At 60.6% G+C, this 20241-nt stretch carries 18 protein-coding genes; 13 read left to right on the plus strand and 5 right to left on the minus strand.

Annotated features, from left to right (window positions below; all coding sequences use genetic code 11):
* The first annotated feature begins 3 nt into the window (after positions 1-3).
* Positions 4-891 (plus strand): 3-hydroxyisobutyrate dehydrogenase, encoded by an 888-nt coding sequence (gene mmsB / locus AC1ROI_RS26565; RefSeq protein ID WP_077747330.1) that lies wholly within the window; start codon positions 4-6, stop codon positions 889-891.
* Positions 892-1110: 219 nt separating this feature from the next.
* Here mmsB and AC1ROI_RS26570 read toward each other — a convergent pair whose 3' ends face one another.
* A complete protein-coding gene (locus tag AC1ROI_RS26570) occupies positions 1111-1455 on the minus strand; it encodes a cupin domain-containing protein (protein WP_007946320.1) in 345 nt (114 codons plus the stop codon).
* A 520-nt stretch (positions 1456-1975) separates the two neighbouring features.
* Here AC1ROI_RS26570 and AC1ROI_RS26575 point away from each other — a divergent pair.
* From AC1ROI_RS26575 to AC1ROI_RS26625, 11 genes are all read left to right on the plus strand, one after another.
* Entirely contained in the window at positions 1976-2545 is a 570-nt protein-coding gene (locus AC1ROI_RS26575; protein ID WP_102595233.1) for an acyl carrier protein, read from the plus strand.
* 8 nt (positions 2546-2553) lie between these two features.
* Positions 2554-3828 carry a beta-ketoacyl-[acyl-carrier-protein] synthase family protein gene (locus AC1ROI_RS26580; RefSeq protein WP_102595232.1) on the plus strand — a complete coding sequence of 425 codons (1275 nt, stop codon included), beginning with the start codon at positions 2554-2556 and terminating at the stop codon, positions 3826-3828.
* Position 3829: 1 nt separating this feature from the next.
* On the plus strand, positions 3830-4888 hold the full coding sequence (locus AC1ROI_RS26585) for a beta-ketoacyl-[acyl-carrier-protein] synthase family protein (protein WP_102595231.1): 1059 nt from the start codon (positions 3830-3832) through the stop codon (positions 4886-4888).
* Positions 4885-6180, plus strand: a complete 1296-nt coding sequence (locus AC1ROI_RS26590) for a beta-ketoacyl-[acyl-carrier-protein] synthase family protein (protein ID WP_083375108.1) — start codon at positions 4885-4887, stop codon at positions 6178-6180. Before AC1ROI_RS26585 ends, AC1ROI_RS26590 begins: the two co-directional genes overlap by 4 nt.
* On the plus strand, positions 6177-7394 hold the full coding sequence (locus AC1ROI_RS26595; RefSeq protein WP_102595230.1) for a beta-ketoacyl synthase N-terminal-like domain-containing protein: 1218 nt from the start codon (positions 6177-6179) through the stop codon (positions 7392-7394). The genes AC1ROI_RS26590 and AC1ROI_RS26595 overlap by 4 nt, the downstream gene beginning before the upstream one ends.
* Before the next feature lie 45 nt (positions 7395-7439).
* The gene (locus AC1ROI_RS26600; protein ID WP_102595229.1) at positions 7440-10310 is read left to right on the plus strand and encodes an aminotransferase class III-fold pyridoxal phosphate-dependent enzyme; all 2871 of its coding nucleotides are present in this window, start codon (positions 7440-7442) and stop codon (positions 10308-10310) included.
* A 9-nt stretch (positions 10311-10319) separates the two neighbouring features.
* Entirely contained in the window at positions 10320-11057 is a 738-nt protein-coding gene (locus tag AC1ROI_RS26605) for a 3-oxoacyl-ACP reductase family protein (RefSeq protein WP_083375105.1), read from the plus strand.
* On the plus strand, positions 11054-11818 hold the full coding sequence (locus AC1ROI_RS26610) for an SDR family NAD(P)-dependent oxidoreductase (protein ID WP_102595228.1): 765 nt from the start codon (positions 11054-11056) through the stop codon (positions 11816-11818). The genes AC1ROI_RS26605 and AC1ROI_RS26610 overlap by 4 nt, the downstream gene beginning before the upstream one ends.
* A gap of 2 nt (positions 11819-11820) precedes the next feature.
* Positions 11821-13119, plus strand: a complete 1299-nt coding sequence (locus tag AC1ROI_RS26615; protein ID WP_102595227.1) for a DUF1302 domain-containing protein — start codon at positions 11821-11823, stop codon at positions 13117-13119.
* A 69-nt stretch (positions 13120-13188) separates the two neighbouring features.
* Complete coding sequence (locus tag AC1ROI_RS26620) at positions 13189-14025, plus strand: outer membrane lipoprotein-sorting protein (RefSeq protein ID WP_010463723.1); 837 nt, start codon at positions 13189-13191, stop codon at positions 14023-14025.
* Between the two features lie 33 nt (positions 14026-14058).
* Positions 14059-16674 (plus strand): efflux RND transporter permease subunit, encoded by a 2616-nt coding sequence (locus tag AC1ROI_RS26625; RefSeq protein WP_083375103.1) that lies wholly within the window; start codon positions 14059-14061, stop codon positions 16672-16674.
* 64 nt (positions 16675-16738) lie between these two features.
* Here AC1ROI_RS26625 and AC1ROI_RS26630 read toward each other — a convergent pair whose 3' ends face one another.
* From AC1ROI_RS26630 to AC1ROI_RS26640, 3 genes are all read right to left on the minus strand, one after another.
* Entirely contained in the window at positions 16739-17149 is a 411-nt protein-coding gene (locus AC1ROI_RS26630; protein WP_102595226.1) for a MerR family transcriptional regulator, read from the minus strand.
* 200 nt (positions 17150-17349) lie between these two features.
* Positions 17350-17925: an NAD(P)H-dependent oxidoreductase gene (locus tag AC1ROI_RS26635; RefSeq protein WP_077747337.1), complete on the minus strand. Its 576-nt coding sequence runs from the start codon at positions 17923-17925 to the stop codon at positions 17350-17352.
* Positions 17926-17980: 55 nt separating this feature from the next.
* Positions 17981-18871 (minus strand): LysR family transcriptional regulator, encoded by an 891-nt coding sequence (locus tag AC1ROI_RS26640; protein WP_102595225.1) that lies wholly within the window; start codon positions 18869-18871, stop codon positions 17981-17983.
* 209 nt (positions 18872-19080) lie between these two features.
* On the opposite strand from AC1ROI_RS26640, the gene AC1ROI_RS26645 reads away from it, so the two are divergent.
* Complete coding sequence (locus AC1ROI_RS26645) at positions 19081-19845, plus strand: sulfite exporter TauE/SafE family protein (RefSeq protein WP_102595224.1); 765 nt, start codon at positions 19081-19083, stop codon at positions 19843-19845.
* On the opposite strand, the gene AC1ROI_RS26650 is transcribed toward AC1ROI_RS26645, so the two are convergent.
* A complete protein-coding gene (locus AC1ROI_RS26650; RefSeq protein ID WP_010463717.1) occupies positions 19835-20149 on the minus strand; it encodes a putative quinol monooxygenase in 315 nt (104 codons plus the stop codon). The two genes, AC1ROI_RS26645 and AC1ROI_RS26650, sit on opposite strands and share 11 nt — an antisense overlap.
* Between the last annotated feature and the right edge of the window lie 92 nt (positions 20150-20241).

Genomic DNA, 20241 nt, shown 5'->3' on the forward strand with positions numbered 1-20241 from the left:
GACATGAAAATCGCTTTTATCGGTCTCGGCAACATGGGCGCGCCGATGGCGCGCAACCTGATCAAGGCCGGCCACGCACTGAGCCTGGTGGACCTGAACAAAACCGTTCTGGCGGAGCTGGAACAACTGGGCGGCAGCATCAGCGCTTCGGCCCGTGAAGCGGCGCAAGGCGCGGAACTGGTGATCACCATGCTGCCCGCCGCTGTGCATGTACGCAGCGTGTGGCTGGGTGAGGACGGCGTTCTCGCCGGTATCGGCAAAGGCGTGCCAGCCGTGGATTGCAGCACCATCGATCCGCAGACTGCGCGCGATGTGGCAGCCGCTGCGGCCAAGCAAGGCGTGGCCATGGCCGATGCGCCAGTCTCTGGCGGTACGGGCGGTGCGGCGGCGGGGACGCTGACTTTCATGGTCGGCGCCACGCCTGAACTGTTTGCGACCCTGCAACCGGTGCTGGCGCAGATGGGCCGCAACATCGTTCATTGCGGTGAAGTCGGCACCGGGCAAATCGCCAAGATCTGCAACAACCTGCTGCTGGCGATTTCCATGGTCGGCGTCAGTGAAGCCATGGCGCTGGGCGATGCCCTCGGCATCGACACCACCGTGCTGGCGGGAATCATCAACAGTTCCACCGGGCGTTGCTGGAGTTCGGAGATGTACAACCCGTGGCCCGGCATCGTCGAAACGGCACCGGCCTCGCGCGGTTATACCGGTGGTTTCGGTGCCGAACTGATGCTCAAGGATCTGGGGCTGGCCACTGAGGCGGCACGTCAGGCGCACCAACCGGTGGTGCTCGGCGCGGTGGCCCAGCAGTTGTATCAGGCGATGAGCCAGCGTGGGGAGGGTGGTAAGGACTTCTCGGCGATCATCAACAGCTATCGCAAACCCCAGTAAGAAGTTTTTCCGGGGAGTGTGATTAAAGGCTTTTGTGGCGAGGGAGCTTGCTCCCGCTGGTTCGCGAAGCGGACCTGATGCCCGTGAACGAGGTGCGTCAGATAAAACGCAGTTGCTGATTTTACGGCTGCTTCGCAACCGAGCGGGAGCAAGCTCCCTCGCTACAAGGAATACGTATTTACCGGGAGACCACGTCGGGTGGTCTCCCGGTTTTTTGCATCAGGCAAACACGAAATACTTGCGCACGGTTTCAACCACTTCCCACGTGCCTTTCATCCCCGGCTCAATGACGAAAATATCACCGGCACGCAGATGGATCGGCTCTTTGCCTTCCGGGGTGATGATGCAATACCCCTCGCGGAAATCGCAGTATTCCCACTTCACGTATTCCACATACCACTTGCCCGGCGTGCAGATCCAGGTGCCCATGATCTTGCTGCCGTCTTCGCTGGTGTAGGCGTTGAGGTTGACGGTGTGCGGGTCGCCTTCGAGTTTTTCCCATTTGCAGGCGTCGAGCACCGGCAGCGGATGAGTATCGCGAAGAACGGTAATAGGTGCGGTCATGTGGACTCCGGGGCAGTGGATTAGAGAACTGAAGCCGCACCCTATAGCGCCCCGCACTCGGTCAGTTGTCTGTGCTCGACACTCAGTTACCCAGAAGCGCTGTGCCGATTTGCCTGATCGGCTTCTAAATTCTCAAGGCGCATTATCTAAGGGGTAGGTTGAAAGTTATGAAGTTATAACTGTTTTCTTATCCGGTTTTTATTATTGGTACGTCTGTGCTGTCAGCCAGAAGTTAATACTTTCGAGCCCCTCTCTATTTAGCCGGCGATACAGTGTGCACCCCACCATACGCAGCCTTTGTTAAGTAAATAAGTCGACAGGCGTGGGGCTTTGCACCAATCGAGTGCGGTGCGCAGGCCTGTTAGGACGTCTGTCTCAAGTTGTTAAAAAACTTTGAATAGTTCGTTGACTCTCCCCTTAAGGGCAGAGTTTAGATTTCCGCCGCGTCAGAAGTTGCTGTGGGAAAAGTTACTTCTCACATACGGAATTCATGAAGCAATCACGATATAGGGAGATAGAGATGAACAATCCATTGGAGTTGGAAAACGTCATTGTCAGCACCCGCGAGATCCTCGCGCAACTGTTGGTGATGAGCGCCGATGATATCGATGAGAACAGCAGTATCGTCGAGGATCTCAGCGCCGATTCGCTGGACATCGTCGACCTGAGCTTTCAACTGGGCCGTCAGTATGGCTGCACCTTGCCCAAAACCAGCGTGCTCGATCACGCCGTCGCTGTCTGCGGCGACGCCGGCGAGTTCCTGGCCAGCGGTCGCATCACTGAAAACGGCAAGGCCTTGCTTGAACAGAGCCTCAGCGCCTACTTCCCGGATCAACTCCAGTCCGGCATGCAACCGGCGCAGGTATTTGCCGCCACCACCGTGCGCAACTGGGCGCAACAGTGCCGCAACCTCTTCAACTATCTGCCGCAGAACTGCCCCGATTGCGGCGCTCAAAAAGCCGTGCTGAACGAACGTCAGCAAGTGGTCTGTGACGCGTGCAGTGCGCGGCTGGTGCCGGCCGACGGCGACGAGGTTTCACGCCAACTGGTGGAGCAATTTGTGGCCACTCACGTCAAAGAGACGGTGTAGGAGTTCTCATGCGGGCACGAGAAGTCTATGTGACCGGATTCGGTCTGGTGGCGCCCATGGCACTGGACGCCGCCACGTTGTTCGAGCGGATCTGCCAGAAGCAGTCCTGTGTTCGCGAACATCCACGGTTCAAGGCGCTGGGCTTCAACAACAGCGCTGCCGGGTTTATCGATGACGGCCAGTGGCAGCAGATCGCCGCGGGTTTCGGCGGCAATGCTGCGCTGCATCCACGGCAGAGTGTGCTGGCCGAGTTCGTCGCTCGACAAGCCATTCAGCATGCCGGTCTGACCCCGACAGCCTTTGCTCACACCCGCAGTGGATTGTTCCTGGGGGCCAACAAGTACTGCGCGGACAGTCACGATCTGCACCGGGCCAGTCGCTGCATGGATGAGTCCGGGCGTGTCGATCTGGATCAACTGCTGGATAACCCGGCGGCGTCGAGCGCGGTCTTCGGGCGCCGGGTCGATCAGCAGACCCAGCACCTGGCCGAGATGCTCGGTATCCGCGATCACATTTCGACCCACTCCGATGCCTGCGCCGCCGGCACCATGGCGATCGGCAGCGCCTACCGGGCGATCGAGCGCGGTGAAATCGACCTGGCCATTTGCGGTGCCGTCGAACTGATGGCCAACGAGTTGCCGTACTACATGTTCAACAGCCTGGGCGCGCTGTGCCAGGCCGACCTGCCGGCAAGCGAGCAGAGTCGACCGTTCATGCCGGACCGCTGTGGCTTCGTGATCAGCGAGGGCGCGGCCATGATCATTCTCGAATCGGCCGAGCATGCGCAACGTCGCAAAGCCGCGCCGTTGGGGCGCGTGCTGGGTTACGCGAATATGTGCGAGGCACAAAAAATGACCTCCAGCAGCCGGGACGGCAGCAAATACGAGGAATGCATGGAAGCTGCAATCGAAGACGCCGGGCTGCTCAGCAGCGCCGTGCAACACGTCAACACCCATGGCACGTCTACCCAGGCCAACGACAGCTGCGAGGCGTTGGCCTTGCAGCGCGTGTTCGGCGAGTGCCAGGAACATGTGACGTTCACTGCCAACAAATCGGCCATCGGTCATTCCCTGGCGGGCAGCGGCGCGATTGAAGCGGTGCTGTCATTGATCAGCCTGCGGGACGGCGTGCTGTTGCCGACCTTGAACTACGATCACGACCGCGCCGAATACCTCTCACTGAAGTTTCTCAGCGAGCCGGTGCGCCAGTCGATCAATGTGGTGATGTCCAATTCGTTCGGGTTCGGCGGCGTCAACAGCTCGCTGGTTCTGGGGAGGGCATGACATGAGCATTGCCGTTTTCATCCATTCTGCCGCCGTGCTGAACGCCGCCGGCAGCGAATGTGCCGACCTGCTCGGAACGCCACCTTCGCCGCAACCGCTGGCATTTGACGCGACGCGACGGGCATACCCGCTGCCGACACCGCGTCTGGCCAGCGATCTGTTCGACCGCAAAATCCAGCGCAGCGTCGAACCTCAAGGCCTGCGGCTGTTGTATTGCGCGGCGCGTCTGGCGCCCGCGCTCGCGGCCCTGCAACTGCCTCCGGCACGGATTGCCCTGACGGCGGCCATTCCAGAAGTCGACGCGCCAAGCCCTTGCTGGGACGCGGTGCAAGCGATCGGCGAGCAACCGCTAAAGCCACTGGCGCAACTGTTGGCCAATACACCGCCGCTGCATGCCCTGACGCTGCTCAACAGCAGCGTGATGGCCTACGTGGCCGAAGCGTTGCAATGCCACGGGCCGATGGGTGGGTTCTGTTCCCAGGAAAACGCCGGACTCGATGCCTTGATCGAAGCCTGCCAGCAAATTGTCGAGCAACGTGCCGAAGCGGCGCTGGTGGTCAGCAGCAGTCCGAACCTGACGCCCGCCCTGTATCTGCGTGAACCCTATCAGGCAGACGAGCCGACTTATGGCGAAGGCGCCGCGGCACTGCTGCTCGGCTCGACGCCTTCGCGCACCAACCCGAAGGCCTTGCGCATTGCCGGGTTCGCCCGGGGTTACAGCGCTGATCCGCAACGGGGCGCAGCGGTTGCCCGGCGGGTGATCGACCAGGCACTGAGCCTGGAAAAACTGTGCCTCGGTGACGTCCAGCAAATCGTCGCCAATCCTGAGGATGCGCAACTGATGAGCCTGTTCGCCGACCGACCGCAGGACGTTCGCAGCACTCATGCCATGACCGGCGATCTTGGCGCCAGCGCCTTGCTGACCGAAATCGCGCTGGCCTTGCACCTTACCCACAACGCTTCGGCGACACCTGGCTATACGCTGTTGGTCAGCCATAGCCGCGCCGGTCATTGGGGCGCCTTGCTGCTGGCCAGTGAAACCATGGAGAAGCACACATGAGTGCGACACGGATTGTGATTACCGGCATGGGCGCCGTGACCGGGTTCGGTTTCGAATGGCAGACCCTCTGGGAAAAAATGCTTGGCGCCGAACATTGCGTGCGTCCATGGCAGCCCGACGGGGTGGAAGACGGCACGTTCCCGGTGCGCTACGCCGCGGCCGTGGATATGAGCCTGTTGCCTGAGGCCCTGCAGGACCACCCGGCCTGGACCGTTGCATTGGAAAAACGCAGCCGTTTTGGCTGGGTGGCCGCCACCCAAGCGGTGAAAGACAGCGGACTTGCTCCTGAACAGCTACGTGAAGCCGCCGTACTCTGCGCTTCGGGCGCGCCCCAACACATGCTGGCCGACATGCTGTTGACTCAGGCACCGGATGGCTGCACCCCGGGCTGGCAACACCTGATGCCCCGCGCCGGGCAGGTCAGTACCGAGGGCTCGCTGCGTCAGAGCAATGATCGACTGGCTCGGGTGATTGCCGACGGTTTGGGTTGCGAAGGCCCGGTGATCAATATCAGCAGCGCATGCGCCGGAGCCTCCCAGGCCATCGGCAATGCTTTTCAGATGATTCGTCGCGGTGAAGTGAACGTGGCGATTGCCGGCGGCGCCGATTCGGTGCTGAACCTCGACACCATGGCCGCGCTGTACCTGCTCGGCGCGGCATCGAGCGAACAGCGCTGGGGTGTCGATTTGTGCCGGCCATTCGACCGTGATCGCAGTGGCCTGATTGCCGGCGAGGGCGGTGGTTTCTTGGTACTGGAAAGCCTTGAGCATGCGTTGGCGCGAGGAGCGACGCCGTATGCCGAAGTGCTCGGTTTCGGCAGCAGCCTGGACGCCTACAAAGTCACCGCCCCGCAACCCGAAGGTCGGGGCGCGGCGCTGGCGATGCAAGCCGCGCTGGACGACGCCGGCCTGCGTGCGCAACAGATCGATCTGATCAACGCCCACGGCACCTCGACGCCGCTCAATGACGTCGCCGAAACCCTGGCGATCAAAAGTGTGTTCGCCGAGCACAAGCACTACCGGTCCCTGGCCATCAGCGCCAACAAGTCGCAGTTCGGGCATTTGATTGCCGCTGCTGGCGCACCCGAATGCATGGTCACCGCGCTGGCGTGCCTGAACGATCTGGTCACGCCGACAGTGAACCTGCATGAGGTCGATGAGCAATGCGACCTGGACTATTGCGCCGGACAAGCGGTCAGCCGCCGGGTGGATTTTGCCTTGAGCAACTCCTTCGGTTTTGGCGGCCTCAACACTTCGCTGGCCTTGGGCAAATATCGGGAGCACGGACAATGACGGGCGCTACTGTGCGCGTTGCCATCGCCGGCAGCGGTTGCGTATTACCCAGCGGCTGGGGCGTGCAACGCTTTTGGTCAGCGGCCAGTGAAGCCCGCAGCGGTATCGCTTTGCTGCAGTCGAAACTGTTCCACAGTGAGCGCGTGACGGCGTTCGGGCATGTCAGTGATGAAGACCATCAAACCAGTCGCCAGGACGTGGCCCAGAACCTCCAGCGTTACTGCCCGCCGGCTGTGATCTGGGGCGTCAGCGCGGTGCGTCAGGCGTTGGTCGAAGCCGGGCTTGAACCAGGCAATGACGGGCTGCGCTACGGCCTCTATTGCTGCCAGGGCGGTTATACCCATCCGTCGTTGGCGGCCTATGGCGAGTTGCTCCACGAGTGCCGCGATGAGTCCGGTGCCGACATGCGGCGCCTTGCTCAACGGGTGTTGCGGGAGCGCGCGCTCGACCCGTTCCTGGTGCTCAAGAGCCTGAGCAACGGCTTGCTCGGGGTTGTCAGTCTGGCGCTGAAACTGGAGTGCGAATGCAACGCCTACATGCAAGGCGTGGCCGGCAATCTGGCGGCGTTGCGCGAGGCATGCGCGGCGTTGCAAAGCGGTCGTATCGATGCGGCGATTGTGGTCGGTGCCGGCAGTGAACTCGATCCGTTGGCGCTGGCCGCACTGGCCGAGGCTGGCGTGATCAGCACCGACGGTTCGCAAACCTTGCGTGCATTCGATCGCCAAGGCACGGGGGGGATTGCCGGTGAAGGCGCGGCGGCATTGATTTTGCGCAGGGCCGACGATCTACCGGATGGGCCGCAGACCTGCCTGTCGGGACTCACCGTCCATCCACGACTGGGGTCGTTGAACCTGCCGGACAAGCAGGTCGATCTGCTGGTCAGCAGCGCCAGTGGCGATCCGCACAAGGACACCGACCTGGCACGGACGCTGGCCCGCGCCGGTGCCTCGCATATCACCAGTAGCGTGCCGGTGACCGGCATTCTCAGCGGCGCGCCGAGCCTGGTCGACCTGATTCTGTCCCGTCATGCACTGCAGGCCCAGCGTGTGCCGCCGATCATCGGGTTGCAGCAACCGGTGGAACCGCAGTTGCCGTTTGTGCTCGGTGAGGGCCGGGACGCGGTGCTGCGCGACTGCCTGATCATCAACCGTGACGACAACGGTTTCAGCGCCTGTTACCAGCTCGACTATCAGGCGGCCGGTCAGCCGTTTTGAACGTAATGAATCGCTTCTATTTTCTGATCAAGGGATATGACTTTTATGGATTACCGCGATTACGTACGACCTAAATTCGTTGAATTGATGCAGGCCCTGGGCCTGGAATGCCAGTTCCACCGGGCGCTGGGCAGCAAGCTGTTTCACCTCGACAAACAAGGCGCAGAGGTGACCGTCACCGACTTTCTGGGCGGTTACGGTGCGGCGTTGTTTGGCCACAATGACCCGCAGTTCGTCGACCAACTCTGCGGCCTGTTGCGCGCCGATGTGCCGTTCAATGCGCAGATGTCCGTGCGTGGCGCCGCCGGTATGCTGGGCCGCGAACTCAGCGAGGCGTTCAATCGGGAGTTGAACAACAACGAGCGCTACATTTCGACCTTCTCCAACAGTGGCGCCGAGTCGGTGGAAATCGCCGTCAAGCATGCCGAATACCGCCGTCAGAAAACCTTGCAGAAGCAGTTCGACGAACGGGATTTCGCCCTGGCCAACCTGACCGCCAGCGACAAGGCCTATGTCGAACTGGACGTTGATGACCTCGACCTGCCCGTCGGATTGCTGCCGGAAAATCTGTCTTACGTGACCGTGCGCCAAGTGGTGGAAGCGGTGCGTCAACACAACCTCGCGCAGTTGCATGTCGAGCCGGTATTCGTCGCCCTTCGCGGCAGCTTTCACGGCAAACTGGTGAACACCGTCCAGCTGACGTACGGCAAACAGTACCGTCAGCCGTTCGCCCGTTTTGGCCTTAACGTCGAGTTCATCGATCCGCAGCAACCCCAGCAGCTCTTGGATTTGCCGGCCCGCCACACGCGGCATTGGCTTAGCCTTGAGTGGAGCGGCGAGACCTTGCAGGTACGTCGTGACGCTTTCAGCGCGATCACGGCGGTGTTGCTCGAACCGATCCAGGGCGAGGGCGGCATCAACGAGTTCGCCAACGAGTTCTACCTGGGCCTGCGTCGCCTGTGCAACGAGCAGCAATGCCCGCTGATCATCGACGAAGTGCAATCGGGTTTCGGCCGCACCGGCACTTTGCTCGGCGCCAGCCATTTCAACTTGCAGGGCGATTACTACTGCCTGTCCAAAGCGTTGGGCGGTGGCCTGATGAAAATTGCCGCGACGGTCATCCGTGCCAGCCACTACGAAAACGATTTCAGCTACATCCACAGCTCGACCTTCGCCGAAGACGATGCCTCGTGCCATATCGCCCTGTCGGCATTGCGCCGCTTGTTTGCCAACGACAGCGCGATGCTCAAGGAGGTGAACAGGAAAGGCGAATACCTCAAGTCGTCATTGCTCGAACTCAAAGCCGCGTACCCGGACGTGATTGCCGACGTGCGTGGTCGAGGGTTGCTGCTGGGGTTCGAACTGCACGACCTGACCGGCACCAGTTCGCTGGTGCAGGCGTCGGCGCAGTACAACGATGCGCTGGGTTACATCATTGCCGGCTACCTGCTGCAATTCGAATCGCTGCGGGTCGCGCCGTCGGGCAGCAACGCCAACGTGATTCGCCTGGAGCCGCCGGTGTGCATCACCTTCGAGGAAATCGACGGCTTGATCGGCTCGTTGCAAAAGGTCTGCGACATGCTGCGTCGCCGCGATGCCTTCCCGCTGGCGGCGGGTGTTTGCGCCGACAGCATCCCCGAAGTACCGGCCCGCGAGGTGAGCTTCAAGGAACCTGAACACCTCCCAAAGCCTGACGAGAACGTTCGCGTGGTGGCGCGCGTGGCGTTCATCAATCACCTGATCGATTCCGACATGCTCAGTGATGTTGACCCGTCGCTGTCGACCCTCAGCGCCGAACAGAAGCGCGAGTTCATCAAGCGTATGGCCCCGGAGCGGCGTGCTGCGCCAATCGGCCCGGTGCTGATTCGTTCGAAACTCGGTACCGCCGTGGAATTCACCCTGTACCCGTTGTGCATGGACTCCGATGCCATGGCTGCGTACATCGCCAGTGGCGACCTGGACACCATCCGCGACGAAGTCGGTAATCGCATCCGTGATGCCCGGGCGGATGGCTACAGTGTGGCCGGTCTGGGCATGTACACCTCGATCGTCACCAACAACTGTCAGGCGCTGAAAATCCCCGACATGGCGCTGACTTCCGGCAATGCGCTGACCATCGGCATGGGCCTGGAAGCGATCGAGCAAGGCTGCAAGCAGCAAGGCCTGGAATTGAGCCAACAGACGGCGGCGGTGGTCGGCGCGGCGGGCAACATTGCTTCGACTTACGCTTCGTTGCTGTCCACCAGTGTCGAACACCTGATCCTCATCGGCAGCGGTCGCGACGGCTCACTGCGGCGCCTGGAGAAGACCGCCCAGCTGATTTACGCCGAGGCCGCCCGCGCGATTCTCAAAGGTGTCGCCGAGCACGACCGCCTCGCCAGCCGCTTGCAGAAACTCGACGGCATCGACGCGTTGTTGCAGGCCCAGGGTGCTGGCGCCGACCTCGGTTTGCGAGTGCAGCGTCTGGTCGAAGAGCACCTGGGTGCGAATGCGTTCATCACGGTCAGCAATGACCTTGAGGTGCTGAAACAGGCGCGCATCGTGCTCTGTGCGGCGAATGCCCCTCAACCGTTTCTCGGTGCCGATCACTTCGCCGAAAACAGCGTGATCTGCGACATCGCGGTGCCGCTGAACGTCGATCAGAACCTCTCCAGTCAACGGGCCGACGTGTTGTACATGCACGGCGGGATTGTCCAGACACCGTTGGGCGATGGCCTGATTCGTAACGTGCGCGCCTACCTCAAGGAAGGCCAGTTGTATGCCTGCATGGCGGAGTCGGTGTTGATGGGGTTGTCCGGGATGAAACAGCACTACTCCTACGGCGATATCAGCCGCGAGCAAGTGCAGCAGATTCGTGCCCTGGCCGCGACCCACGGCTTCAGCCTCGCGCAGTTCAAGACTGACAACTCACTCTAAGGAACGGTCATGCCGAATAAAGTAGCAGTGGTGACCGGTGGCAGTCGTGGCATCGGCCGGGCGATTGTCCTGGCCTTGGCCGGCGCGGGTTATCAGATCGCATTCAGTTATGTACGCGATGAAGTGGCCGCCATGTCCTTGCGCGACGAGGTTCAGGCACTGGGCCTCGAGTGCCTGGCGCTGCAATGCGATGTCAGCAGCGGCGACAGCATCAAAGCCTTTTTCGAACGGGTCGACGAGCATTTCCAGCGTGTCGATCTGCTGGTCAACAACGCTGGCATCACCCGTGACGGGTTGCTGGCGACGATGCCAAGCCGCGACATCGTCGAGGTGATCCAGACCAACCTGATCGGCACCTTGCTCTGCTGTCAGCAAGTGGTGCCGGGCATGATGCGCCAGCGCAGCGGTTGCATCGTCAACATCAGCTCGGTGGCAGCGCAGAAACCCGGCAAGGGGCAAAGCAACTATGCCGCGGCCAAGGGCGGTGTCGAAGCGCTGACCCGTGCCCTGGCAGTGGAACTGGCGCCGCGCAACATTCGGGTGAATGCGGTGGCGCCGGGCATCGTCAACACCGAAATGAGCACGGCGCTGATCGGCAGTCAGGAACAGGAAATCCAGTCACGGTTGCTGATCAAGCGTTACGCCGAACCTCATGAGATAGCCGAGGCGGTGCTGTACATCGCCGATCGCGGTTTGTACCTGACGGGTGAGGTCCTGCCGGTCAACGGCGGGTTGAAGATGCCATGAGCCGGACCATTCTGATTACCGGTGCCGCCAAAGGCATCGGCCGGGCGGTGGCAGAGAATTTTGCCGCCGACGCCGAGCACCGCTTGATCCTGCTGGATCTGGATTTACCGGAACTGCAACGCTGGGTCGACGAACAACACGGGCAGATCAAGGCCCGTGTCGAAACCCATTCGGCGAATATTGCCGACCTGGAGGGCATGGAAGCCTTCTTCAAAATGCTCGCCAAACAGGTGGACTACGTCGATGTGCTGGTCAACAGCGCCGGCATCTGCAACGAGAACGAACCGGAAGATTTGCACAACTGGCACAAGGTGATTTCGGTCAACCTCAACGGTACGTTCTACGTCACTTCTTTGTGCCTGCCGTTGATGCCGGACCGCGGGCGGATCATCAACATGTCGTCGATCCTCGGCCGCGCCGGCAAGGTCCGCAACACCGCGTACTGCGCTTCGAAGCACGGCATCGTCGGCATGACCAAAGCCCTGGCGCTGGACCTGGCACCACGGTTGATCACCGTCAACGCGATTCTGCCCGCATGGATCGACACGCCCATGCTGCAAGGTGAACTGGCGGCGCAAGCGGCCATTGCCGGGCTGACCCAGGAACAGATCCTGCGCAACGCCAAGAAAAAACTGCCGATGCGCCGCTTCATTCAAAGCGAAGAAGTCGCGGCGATGGTGCGTTACCTGGCCAGCCCCGAAGCGGGCGGGGTCACCGCGCAGAGCCTGGTGATCGACGGCGGTGTCGGGTTGGGAATGTAACCATGCCGGGATCACACATTAACCGCGCCACGTGGGCGGTATTGGCCTGCATGGTCGCGCCGCCGGCGCTGGCTGAATTGACGGTCGACGACCTCAAGCCGGATTACGCCGACGCCGAGGTCGGCGTCGCCACCGCGTTGCGCCTGCACGGTGACGACCAGATCACCCAGAAGGCCATGTATTTCAAGGCCAACCTGGAAGACAACTGGGACGGTGGTTACTACAAGGCCAAGGGCCGGGTGCGTTACGACGCCCGCTACGACGGCAACAATCCGTACAGCGAACGGGCGCGGGACAAATACCGCTTCGACGCCGACTGGCGGCATCTGTACTGGGGCCAGTCGGTGGGCGACGGCGAGGTGACTGTCGGCTGGCAGCAAGTGGTCTGGGGCCGTGCCGATGAGTTGCGGGTGCTCGACCAGATCAACCCGGTGGACTATCGCGATGGCCTGACTCCGCTACTGGAAGACAGCCGGATCGCGGTGCCCATGGTGCGGTTTGCGCAACCGGTGGGCGAGTGGGAACTGGAGGCGCTGTGGGTCACCGACTTTGTGAAAAACCAGCCGCCGGTGGCGGGCAGCGAGTTCGACGCACCGTTATTTGCCGCGCCGGATCCTCAGTATTTCCTGCTCGATTCCAAACCCGGCTACGACGGTGACAAGGGCTTTTCGTATGGCCTGAGCGCCAACGGCCGCATCGGTTCGGTGGACACCAGTTTCGTCGCACTGAACGCGCGCCAGCAGGACCCGGTGTACGCCGTCGAAGGCCTGGCCGATGACGGCCGCACGCGACTGGAGCGCCAGTTTCCCCGTTACACCATGGGCGGCGCGGGGCTGGCGATCGACGCCGGTCACAGCATCGTGGTGCGCAGCGAAATTGCCTGGTTCGACAACTGGCGGGTGACCAATCCGACCCGCGCTTACGGCGCCGACAGCACCTCGATGGTCAAGTCGTTGCTGGGCGTCGACTACTTGCTGCGTGACTGGCTGATTTCCGTGCAGTGGCAGCAACAGCAATTGCTCGACTGGCAAGACGGCATGCTGCAAGACAAGCGCGAGCACCTGTTCACCTTATCCGCCGAGGGCACCCATTGGCAGGACCGACTCAAGAGCCGGCTGGTGGTCGCCGCCTCGCCACCGTTTAACGACGATGCGCTGTTGCAAGGCATCTTCACTTACAAACCGGTGGACTGGATCAAACTCGGGCTGGAAGTGGATGTGTTCTTCGGCAAGCCCGACAAGCCCTTCGGCGAGTATGACAACCGCGATCAAGTGCGGTTGTCCGCCGGTTACCTGTTTTAACCCTATGACGCCTGCGTGCCCCTGGCGCATGGGCTCGACCATATTCATCTGACGAAAAGGGAAGTTCCCATGTTGCCGCTATTCAAAAGTCTGACCGCCGCCGCATTGATCCTGAGCGGCGCTTGCGCCACCGCCGCCGACGGCAAGAATGCCGATGAAATCATCCGCCAGGTGCGGGATCGAAACGACGGCAAAAGCTTCATGTCCCAAGTGTCGCTGATCCTCCACGACAAAAAGGGCAATACCCGGGTTCGCGAGTTCACTTACCTGCAAAAGGATTACCCGGACAGCGACAAATTCAGCATGTATTTCTCCGCCCCCACTGACGTGCGCGACGTGGCTTTTCATATCGAAAACCCCCATGAAACCCTGGGCCAGGAAGACAGCCAGTGGATGTACTTGCCGGTCAGCCGCCAGACGCGGCGGATCTCCACCACCGACAAGCGCGGCTCGTTCATGGGCAGCGAGTACTCCTACGCCGACCTGGACAAGATCAGGGTCAAGGATTACACCCAGACGCTGGTCGGCGAGGAACAGGTCAAGGGCCGCGACTGCTACGTGATCGAGCGTGAACCGGCGTCGCCCGAGGTGCTGGCCAAGACTGGCTACAACAAGCTGAAAGTGTGGATCGACAAGCAGAATTTCCTGGTCATGCGTCAGGACTTCTTCGACGTCAAAGGCGTGCTGGTCAAGCAGATGCGCACGCAAAAGGTCGACACCATCGACTCGATCGACAGCATCGTGTTGAGCGAAACCGAACACTTCATCGACGGCACGCGTTCAGAGATGCGCTTCAACCACCTGCAATACAACGTGCAACTGGAAGACCGTTTGTTCACCCAGACCGCCATCAAGCGCGGGCTGAAAACCGGCGACGTGCCGGACTTTGCCGTGTCTGCCCGCTAAGCACCGATCCCGACGACCCTGGAACGCATGATCATGGAAAGATACCTGAACTTCGTCGAGCGCTATGCGCGGGCGATCGTTTTCCTGCTGGTGGCGGTCACGGCGTATTTCACCTATACGCTGGGCTCGCTGATCTCCGACACCAACCCTTACTTGCTCAAGGAAACCCATCCGGCGCGCAAGACCATCATCGACTTGCAAAGCGAATTCACCGGCACGTTTGACTCGGTGATGGTGGCAATCAACAACCCGCAGACGGTGTTCAACAAGCCGACCCTCAACGCACTGTTTTCGATGTCGCAATCGGTGCGCAAGATGATCCTGGCCAACGACGCCGACAAGGAACAGTTGACGCAAATCGTTGCGAAGCACCCAGACGACAGTCGTGCACAGTTGCTGGCGCGGGACATTCTGGAGAACGGTTTTTCCCAGAACGACTACGCCCAGGCCAAGGCCCTGCGTGATTACGCCAAGAGCCAGAACTGGGATGCCCATGATCAGCTGTTCCTGACTTTTCTCGCCGAGCGAATCAACCCGATCCGTGAAATGGCGTCGATGGGCGACCTGGAAAACATCGTGCTGACCGGCGATGGCGAGTTGCTGATCCACAAGACCCTCAACGCCTACGACATGGACCCGGCGCTGGTCGAGTCGCAGATCATGGGCAACGAGCTGATGGTCGACGGGGTCGTCTCCAAGGACAAGAAAGTCGCGATGCTGGTGGCCGAGCTGGGCACCAAGCAAGACGACGCCCAGGCGCAACTGCGCGCCTACCAGATCGTGCGCGGCATTGTCGCGGACTATCAGGCAGCGCACCCGGAGTTCAAGGATGAGATCTTCATTGCCGGCATGCCGATCTTCATCGCGGCCCAGCAGGAGATCATCGACCATGACCTGGCGGTGCTGTTTCCGATTGTCTTTTTGTTGATCACCCTGCTGTTGATTTTCTTCTTCCGCAAACCGCTGGGCGTGCTGTTGCCGCTGTTCAATATTCTGTTCTGCACCATCTGGACACTGGGCCTGATGGCTTTGTTGCGGGTGCCGTTCGACTTGCTGACCAGTGTCCTGCCGGTGTTTTTGTTCACCATTTGCTGCTCGGATGCGATCCATGTGATGGCCGAGTATTACGAGCAGAAAAACGCCGGTAAAAGTAACCGTGAAGCCAATCGCGAGACGCAACGGCTGATGGTGGTGCCGGTGGTGTTGACGACGGTGACCACCATCGCCACCTTCATGATTTCCACGACCAACAACATCGTCAGCATCCGCAATTTCGGCGTATTCATGTCCATCGGCCTGACGGCGGCGCTGATTATTTCACTGTTGCTGATTCCGGCCTGGATTTCGATCTGGGGCAAGGACCAGACTCCGAAAACCCTCGCTGCCGTGCACAAGGAATCGATCATTTCGCGTTATCTGGTGGCGTTCTGCGCGCGGTTGATCCAATGGCGCAAACCGATCTTGATCGTGACGCTGCCCTTGCTGATCTTGATGACGGTGTTCACCTTTCGCGTCGATATCGAAGACTCTGGCATCGCCTACTTCAAGCCCGAGAGCCATATTCGCGTTTCGGACGAGTTCATCAACCAAGCCGGGGTCGCGGGCACGGCACCGGGCTGGATCGCCATCGACAGCAAAGAGCCGCGCGGCGTGCTGACCACTGAAGTGGTGCAGTTCATCGACAAGCTCGACCACTTCATCAAGCAGCAACCGCACGTCAGTTACGGCTATTCCCTGGCGACTTACGTCAAGCGCATGAACCTGGTGCTCAACGACATGAACCCCGACTACTTGCGCGTGCCCCAGGCGCTGGAGCAGGTGACGTCGGTCAATGATGAGGGGCAGGTCGAGCGGTTCGAGGTGCCGGGCAACTCACTGATCGAGCAACACGTGATGCTGTTCGAGAACGGCGGCGGCTCGGACCTCAATAACGTGCTCAATGCCGACTATTCCAAGGCGTTGACGCTGTACACCATGACGTCGTCGGTGGCCAGCGACTACCAGGCCATGCTGGATCAGCTTGATGCCTGGTTGCTGGTGAACAAACCGGCCAATCTCGAAGTGACGCACGCCGGCACGCCGTTGATCTGGACCGGCGTGTTGCAGGAAATCACCCAGGGCCAGGTCTTGAGTTTTTCCCTGGCGTTGCTGGTGGTCACGCTGATGATGATGTATTGGCTCAAGTCGGTACGGTTGGGCGTACTCGGCATGCTGACCCTGTTGACCACCTCGGTGACGGTCTATGGCTTCATGTTCCTGTTCGGCATCGAGCTGAACATCGGTACGACGCTGGTGACCTTCCTGGTGGTGGGTGTGGTCGATTACGCGGTTCACCTGCTGTCACGGATCAAACTGTTGGTGCAGCAAGGCATTCATATCGACGCGGCCATTTTGCAGGCGATGCACAGCGTCGGCCGTTCGACCGTGGTCAACGTGGTGATTTTCTCCGTGGGATTCATGGCGCTGCTGTTTTCCGACTTCAAGCCGATTGTCGATTTGGGCGCACTAGTGGCGATGGCGCTGTTTTCCAGCGGTGTCATGACCATTCTGCTGGTGACGCTGGTGTCGCCGTGGTTCTTCGCCGCGATTGTTCCGGTGGCGCCGCTGCCGGAAAAAGATCGAGCCGCAGGGAAGCCCGCCTTGATCTGACCTGATGACCGGCAGCGCAGGCGCGCCAGTGACATGCGAGGGATCATCCTGTGCAGCAGGGTAGTCAGTTCAGCGTATTGCCCGGGTTTTTTTCGCCATAGCGGGCGATACGCTCGAACTGACATTCTTCTCGGGCATCGTTGAGGTTGTCTTCGAATTCTTCGAGGCCGTTGTGCAGTTGCTGTAGAGCGACGATCTGGGAGACCAGCTCGGCCTTTTTTTCGGCGATCGCTTTTTGCGCCATGTCCCACGGGAATTCGTCACCGTGGTAGTTGTTCAACATCAACCGCAGCTCTTTGAGCTTGAAACCCAGTTGCTGGGCGCACTTGATGAACGTCAACACCTCGACACTCTGCTGGCTGTAGATACGGTATTTGCCTTCACGCTTGGGCTCGGGTAATAGGCCGATTTCTTCGTAATGGCGAATGCTTTTGACTGTGGTGCCCGACAGCTGGGCGGCTTTGCCGATATACATAAAGATCCGTCTCGATGATCAAACAGGGCGTAGCGCGACCAGACCTCATGCCTGATCGGAGCGAATAATATAGTGAATAACATTCAATGGTTGCAGCGGTGTGTAAATGACGCGCACAGCCGACGAACGACCGCTTGAGAGGGGGACGTGAGGAAGGGCTGACGGCGAGGGTGCGCCGTCAGCAGGCAGCGAAGGGTGCGTCAGCTACCGGCGGTAACCCGGGCCTGTTCGAGCCAGGCGTCACGCTGGGTCGACTTCGAACCCAGGATCGGCCCGAAAGTCAGGGTCTTCAACGGCTTGATGCCGCAGAACTCCAGGGTCGTCTTGCGCATCTGGTGCAGGCCGGGCATGTGATAGACCCATTTGTAATACCAGGGCGGCGTGTCCATGGTCACCAGCAGATGCGCGGTCCGGCCCTTGAGCAGTTTGTCGGGGAAGGCCTTGCCCTCACGGTATTTGAAAGCAAAACCGGGCAGGAAAATGCGGTCGAGAAAGCCCTTCATCAACGCCGGTATGCCGCCCCACCAGATCGGATAAACGAACGTCAGGTGTTCGGCCCAGGTGATATCGGCCTGGGCTTGCAACAGGTCCGGCTCCAGCGGCTGGATAGTGTTATAGCCATGGTGCAAGACCGGATCAAAGTCCAGCGCATCCAGACGCAGCAGGCGCACGTCATGTCCGGCATCCTTGGCGGCCTGGACGTAAGTTTCGCTCAACGCCCCGCAGAAACTGTCGGTGGAGGGGTGGCCCAGAATCACGAGCATTCGTTTGCTCATCGCGTGTACTCCTGAAATGAAGCCCGCAGCATAGAGTCTGCCCCTTACGGTAGAGTCAAGGCGTTCCCGGCGTCAGCGCCTCCAGCAAGGCCCGGGCGTAACCGGGCAGGCTGTCGACATCACGGGCACAGATTTTCAGGGTGCGGTTGGCCCAGTCTTCGGGAAGAGCGCGGGTCGTGACCCCTTGTACCTGTGGCCAGCGCTCGATGGCCACCCGCGGCACGATGGCCAGTCCTGCGCCGTGCGCAACCATGCGAATGACCCCGTCGAAGCCGTCGGCACGAATGCGGATCGGCATGCGCTGGCCAATGTGCAGGGCCTGTTCTTCCACGTGGATGGCCAAGGCACTGCTGGCGCCCAGGGCCACATAGTCATGGTTCAAGGTGTCGGCGAAGGTCAATGATGGCTGGTCGGCCAAGGGATGATCAGGAGGCAGAATCAACACCAGCGGGTCCTCGCGAAACGGCCGGGTGTGCAGGTCATCGGTGTCCACCGCGTCGGACACGATGCCGAGGTCTGCCGCCCCTTGGCGCAGCGCATGGGTGATGCGGGCGCTGGGCAATTCTTGAAGGTCGATGTCGAGGTTCGGATGCTCGCGCAGAAAGTCGGCGAGCAACTCCGGCAGGTATTCGGTGATCGCGGTGGTGTTGCACAGCAATCGCACCTGACCTTTGACGCCTTTGGCGTATTCGGCCAGATCCTGTTGCAGGCGCTCGGCTTGTTGCAGCAGGGCACGGGCGTGTTTCGCCAGGGCTTTGCCGGCCGGGGTGGGTGTGACACCGCGCCGGCCACGCTCAAGGAAGTCGATGCCGAGGGAGGATTCCATGGCCCGGATTCGGGCGCTGGCCGCTGCCAGGGATAAGTGGCTGCGGGCGGCACCGGCAGTGATGTTGCCGGTGTCGAGGATGTTCAGGTAGAGGCGCAGGTCGGTCAGGTCGAAGTGCATGGCAGCAACCTCTAAATATGTGTTGCCTGGAAGGGCGCTTTCGCGAGCAGGCTCGCTCCGACATTGGGAAATGCGTTTTAACTGTGGGGGCGAGCCTGCTCGCGAAGGCGTCAGTCGTAACGACGCAGTTGTCAGCCTCTTGTCAGGCAAGAGGCTGCCTCAGTATATGGCAGATTTTCAACCCGCCAATCCAGGCTCACCATGGCCCCATGAATACTCTCTCTGCGTTCTATCAAAACCTCGGCCTGACCCTTTCCTTGCTGGTGATCGCCACATTCCTGCTGGCCGGCATGATCAAAGGCGTGATCGGCCTCGGATTACCCACCATCGCCATGGGCCTGCTCGGTCTGGCTATGGCCCCGTCACAGGCTGCCGCGCTGCTGATCATCCCGGCAACCCTCACCAATGTCTGGCAACTGGCATTCGGTGGGCATTTGCTCGGTTTGATCAAACGGTTGTGGCCGATGCTCCTGGCGATCTTCATTGGCACCGGGGCAGGCACGGTGTGGATCGGCATGGCCGGTGGTCAGTGGGTGGTGCGGGCGTTGGGCGGGGCGCTGATGCTCTATGCACTGAGCGGTCTATTTCTGCCGGCGTTGCGCGTGAGTGGTCAGAGCGAACGCTGGCTTGGTCCGCTGTGTGGAGTTGTGACGGGCGTCATCACCTCGGCCACCGGCGTCTTCGTGATTCCGGCGGTGCCGTATCTGCAAGCACTGGGTTTGAGCAAGGATGAACTGGTGCAGGCCCTGGGCCTGTCGTTCACCGTCTCGACCCTCGCCCTGGCCGCCGGCCTGTTATGGCGCGGCGCCCTTGGCGGTGGTGAACTGAGTGCGTCGTTGCTGGCGTTGATTCCTGCAGTGCTCGGCATGTTGCTCGGCCAATGGCTGCGTCAGCGGATCAGCGCCGTGCTGTTCAAGCGCGTGTTCTTCATCGGCCTCGGTGTGCTCGGCGGCCATTTGCTAATCAACGGGTAGCGGAGGACGGGCTAATCATCTCGATGGCGCGGATATCAAAATCCCGTTCCAGGTATTCCATGCGCATGTCGCGGAACTGCTGCATGTGCGGCAGGTTCGAGTGCACGTCGAGGTGCGCCTGGGACTGCCAGATCTCGTAGAAGATAAACAGGGTCGGGTCCTGTTTGTCGCGCAGCATGTGGTACTCGATGCAGCCGGGCTCGGCGCGACTCGCTTCTACATGGCCGCTGAAAAACGCTTCGAAGGCGTCGGATTTTTCCGGGCGGGTCTTGGCGTGCAGGATGAAGCCTTGCAGTTCACTCATCAGAAATCTCCTCAAGTTCAGAATCGGCGCAAGTTTATGGCAACAATCCCCTGTTGATTCGTGCGTATTGGTCAAATGTATTTTGCGAATTC

It is taken from the genome of Pseudomonas sp. GW823-FHT02C02 (assembly GCF_058797635.1).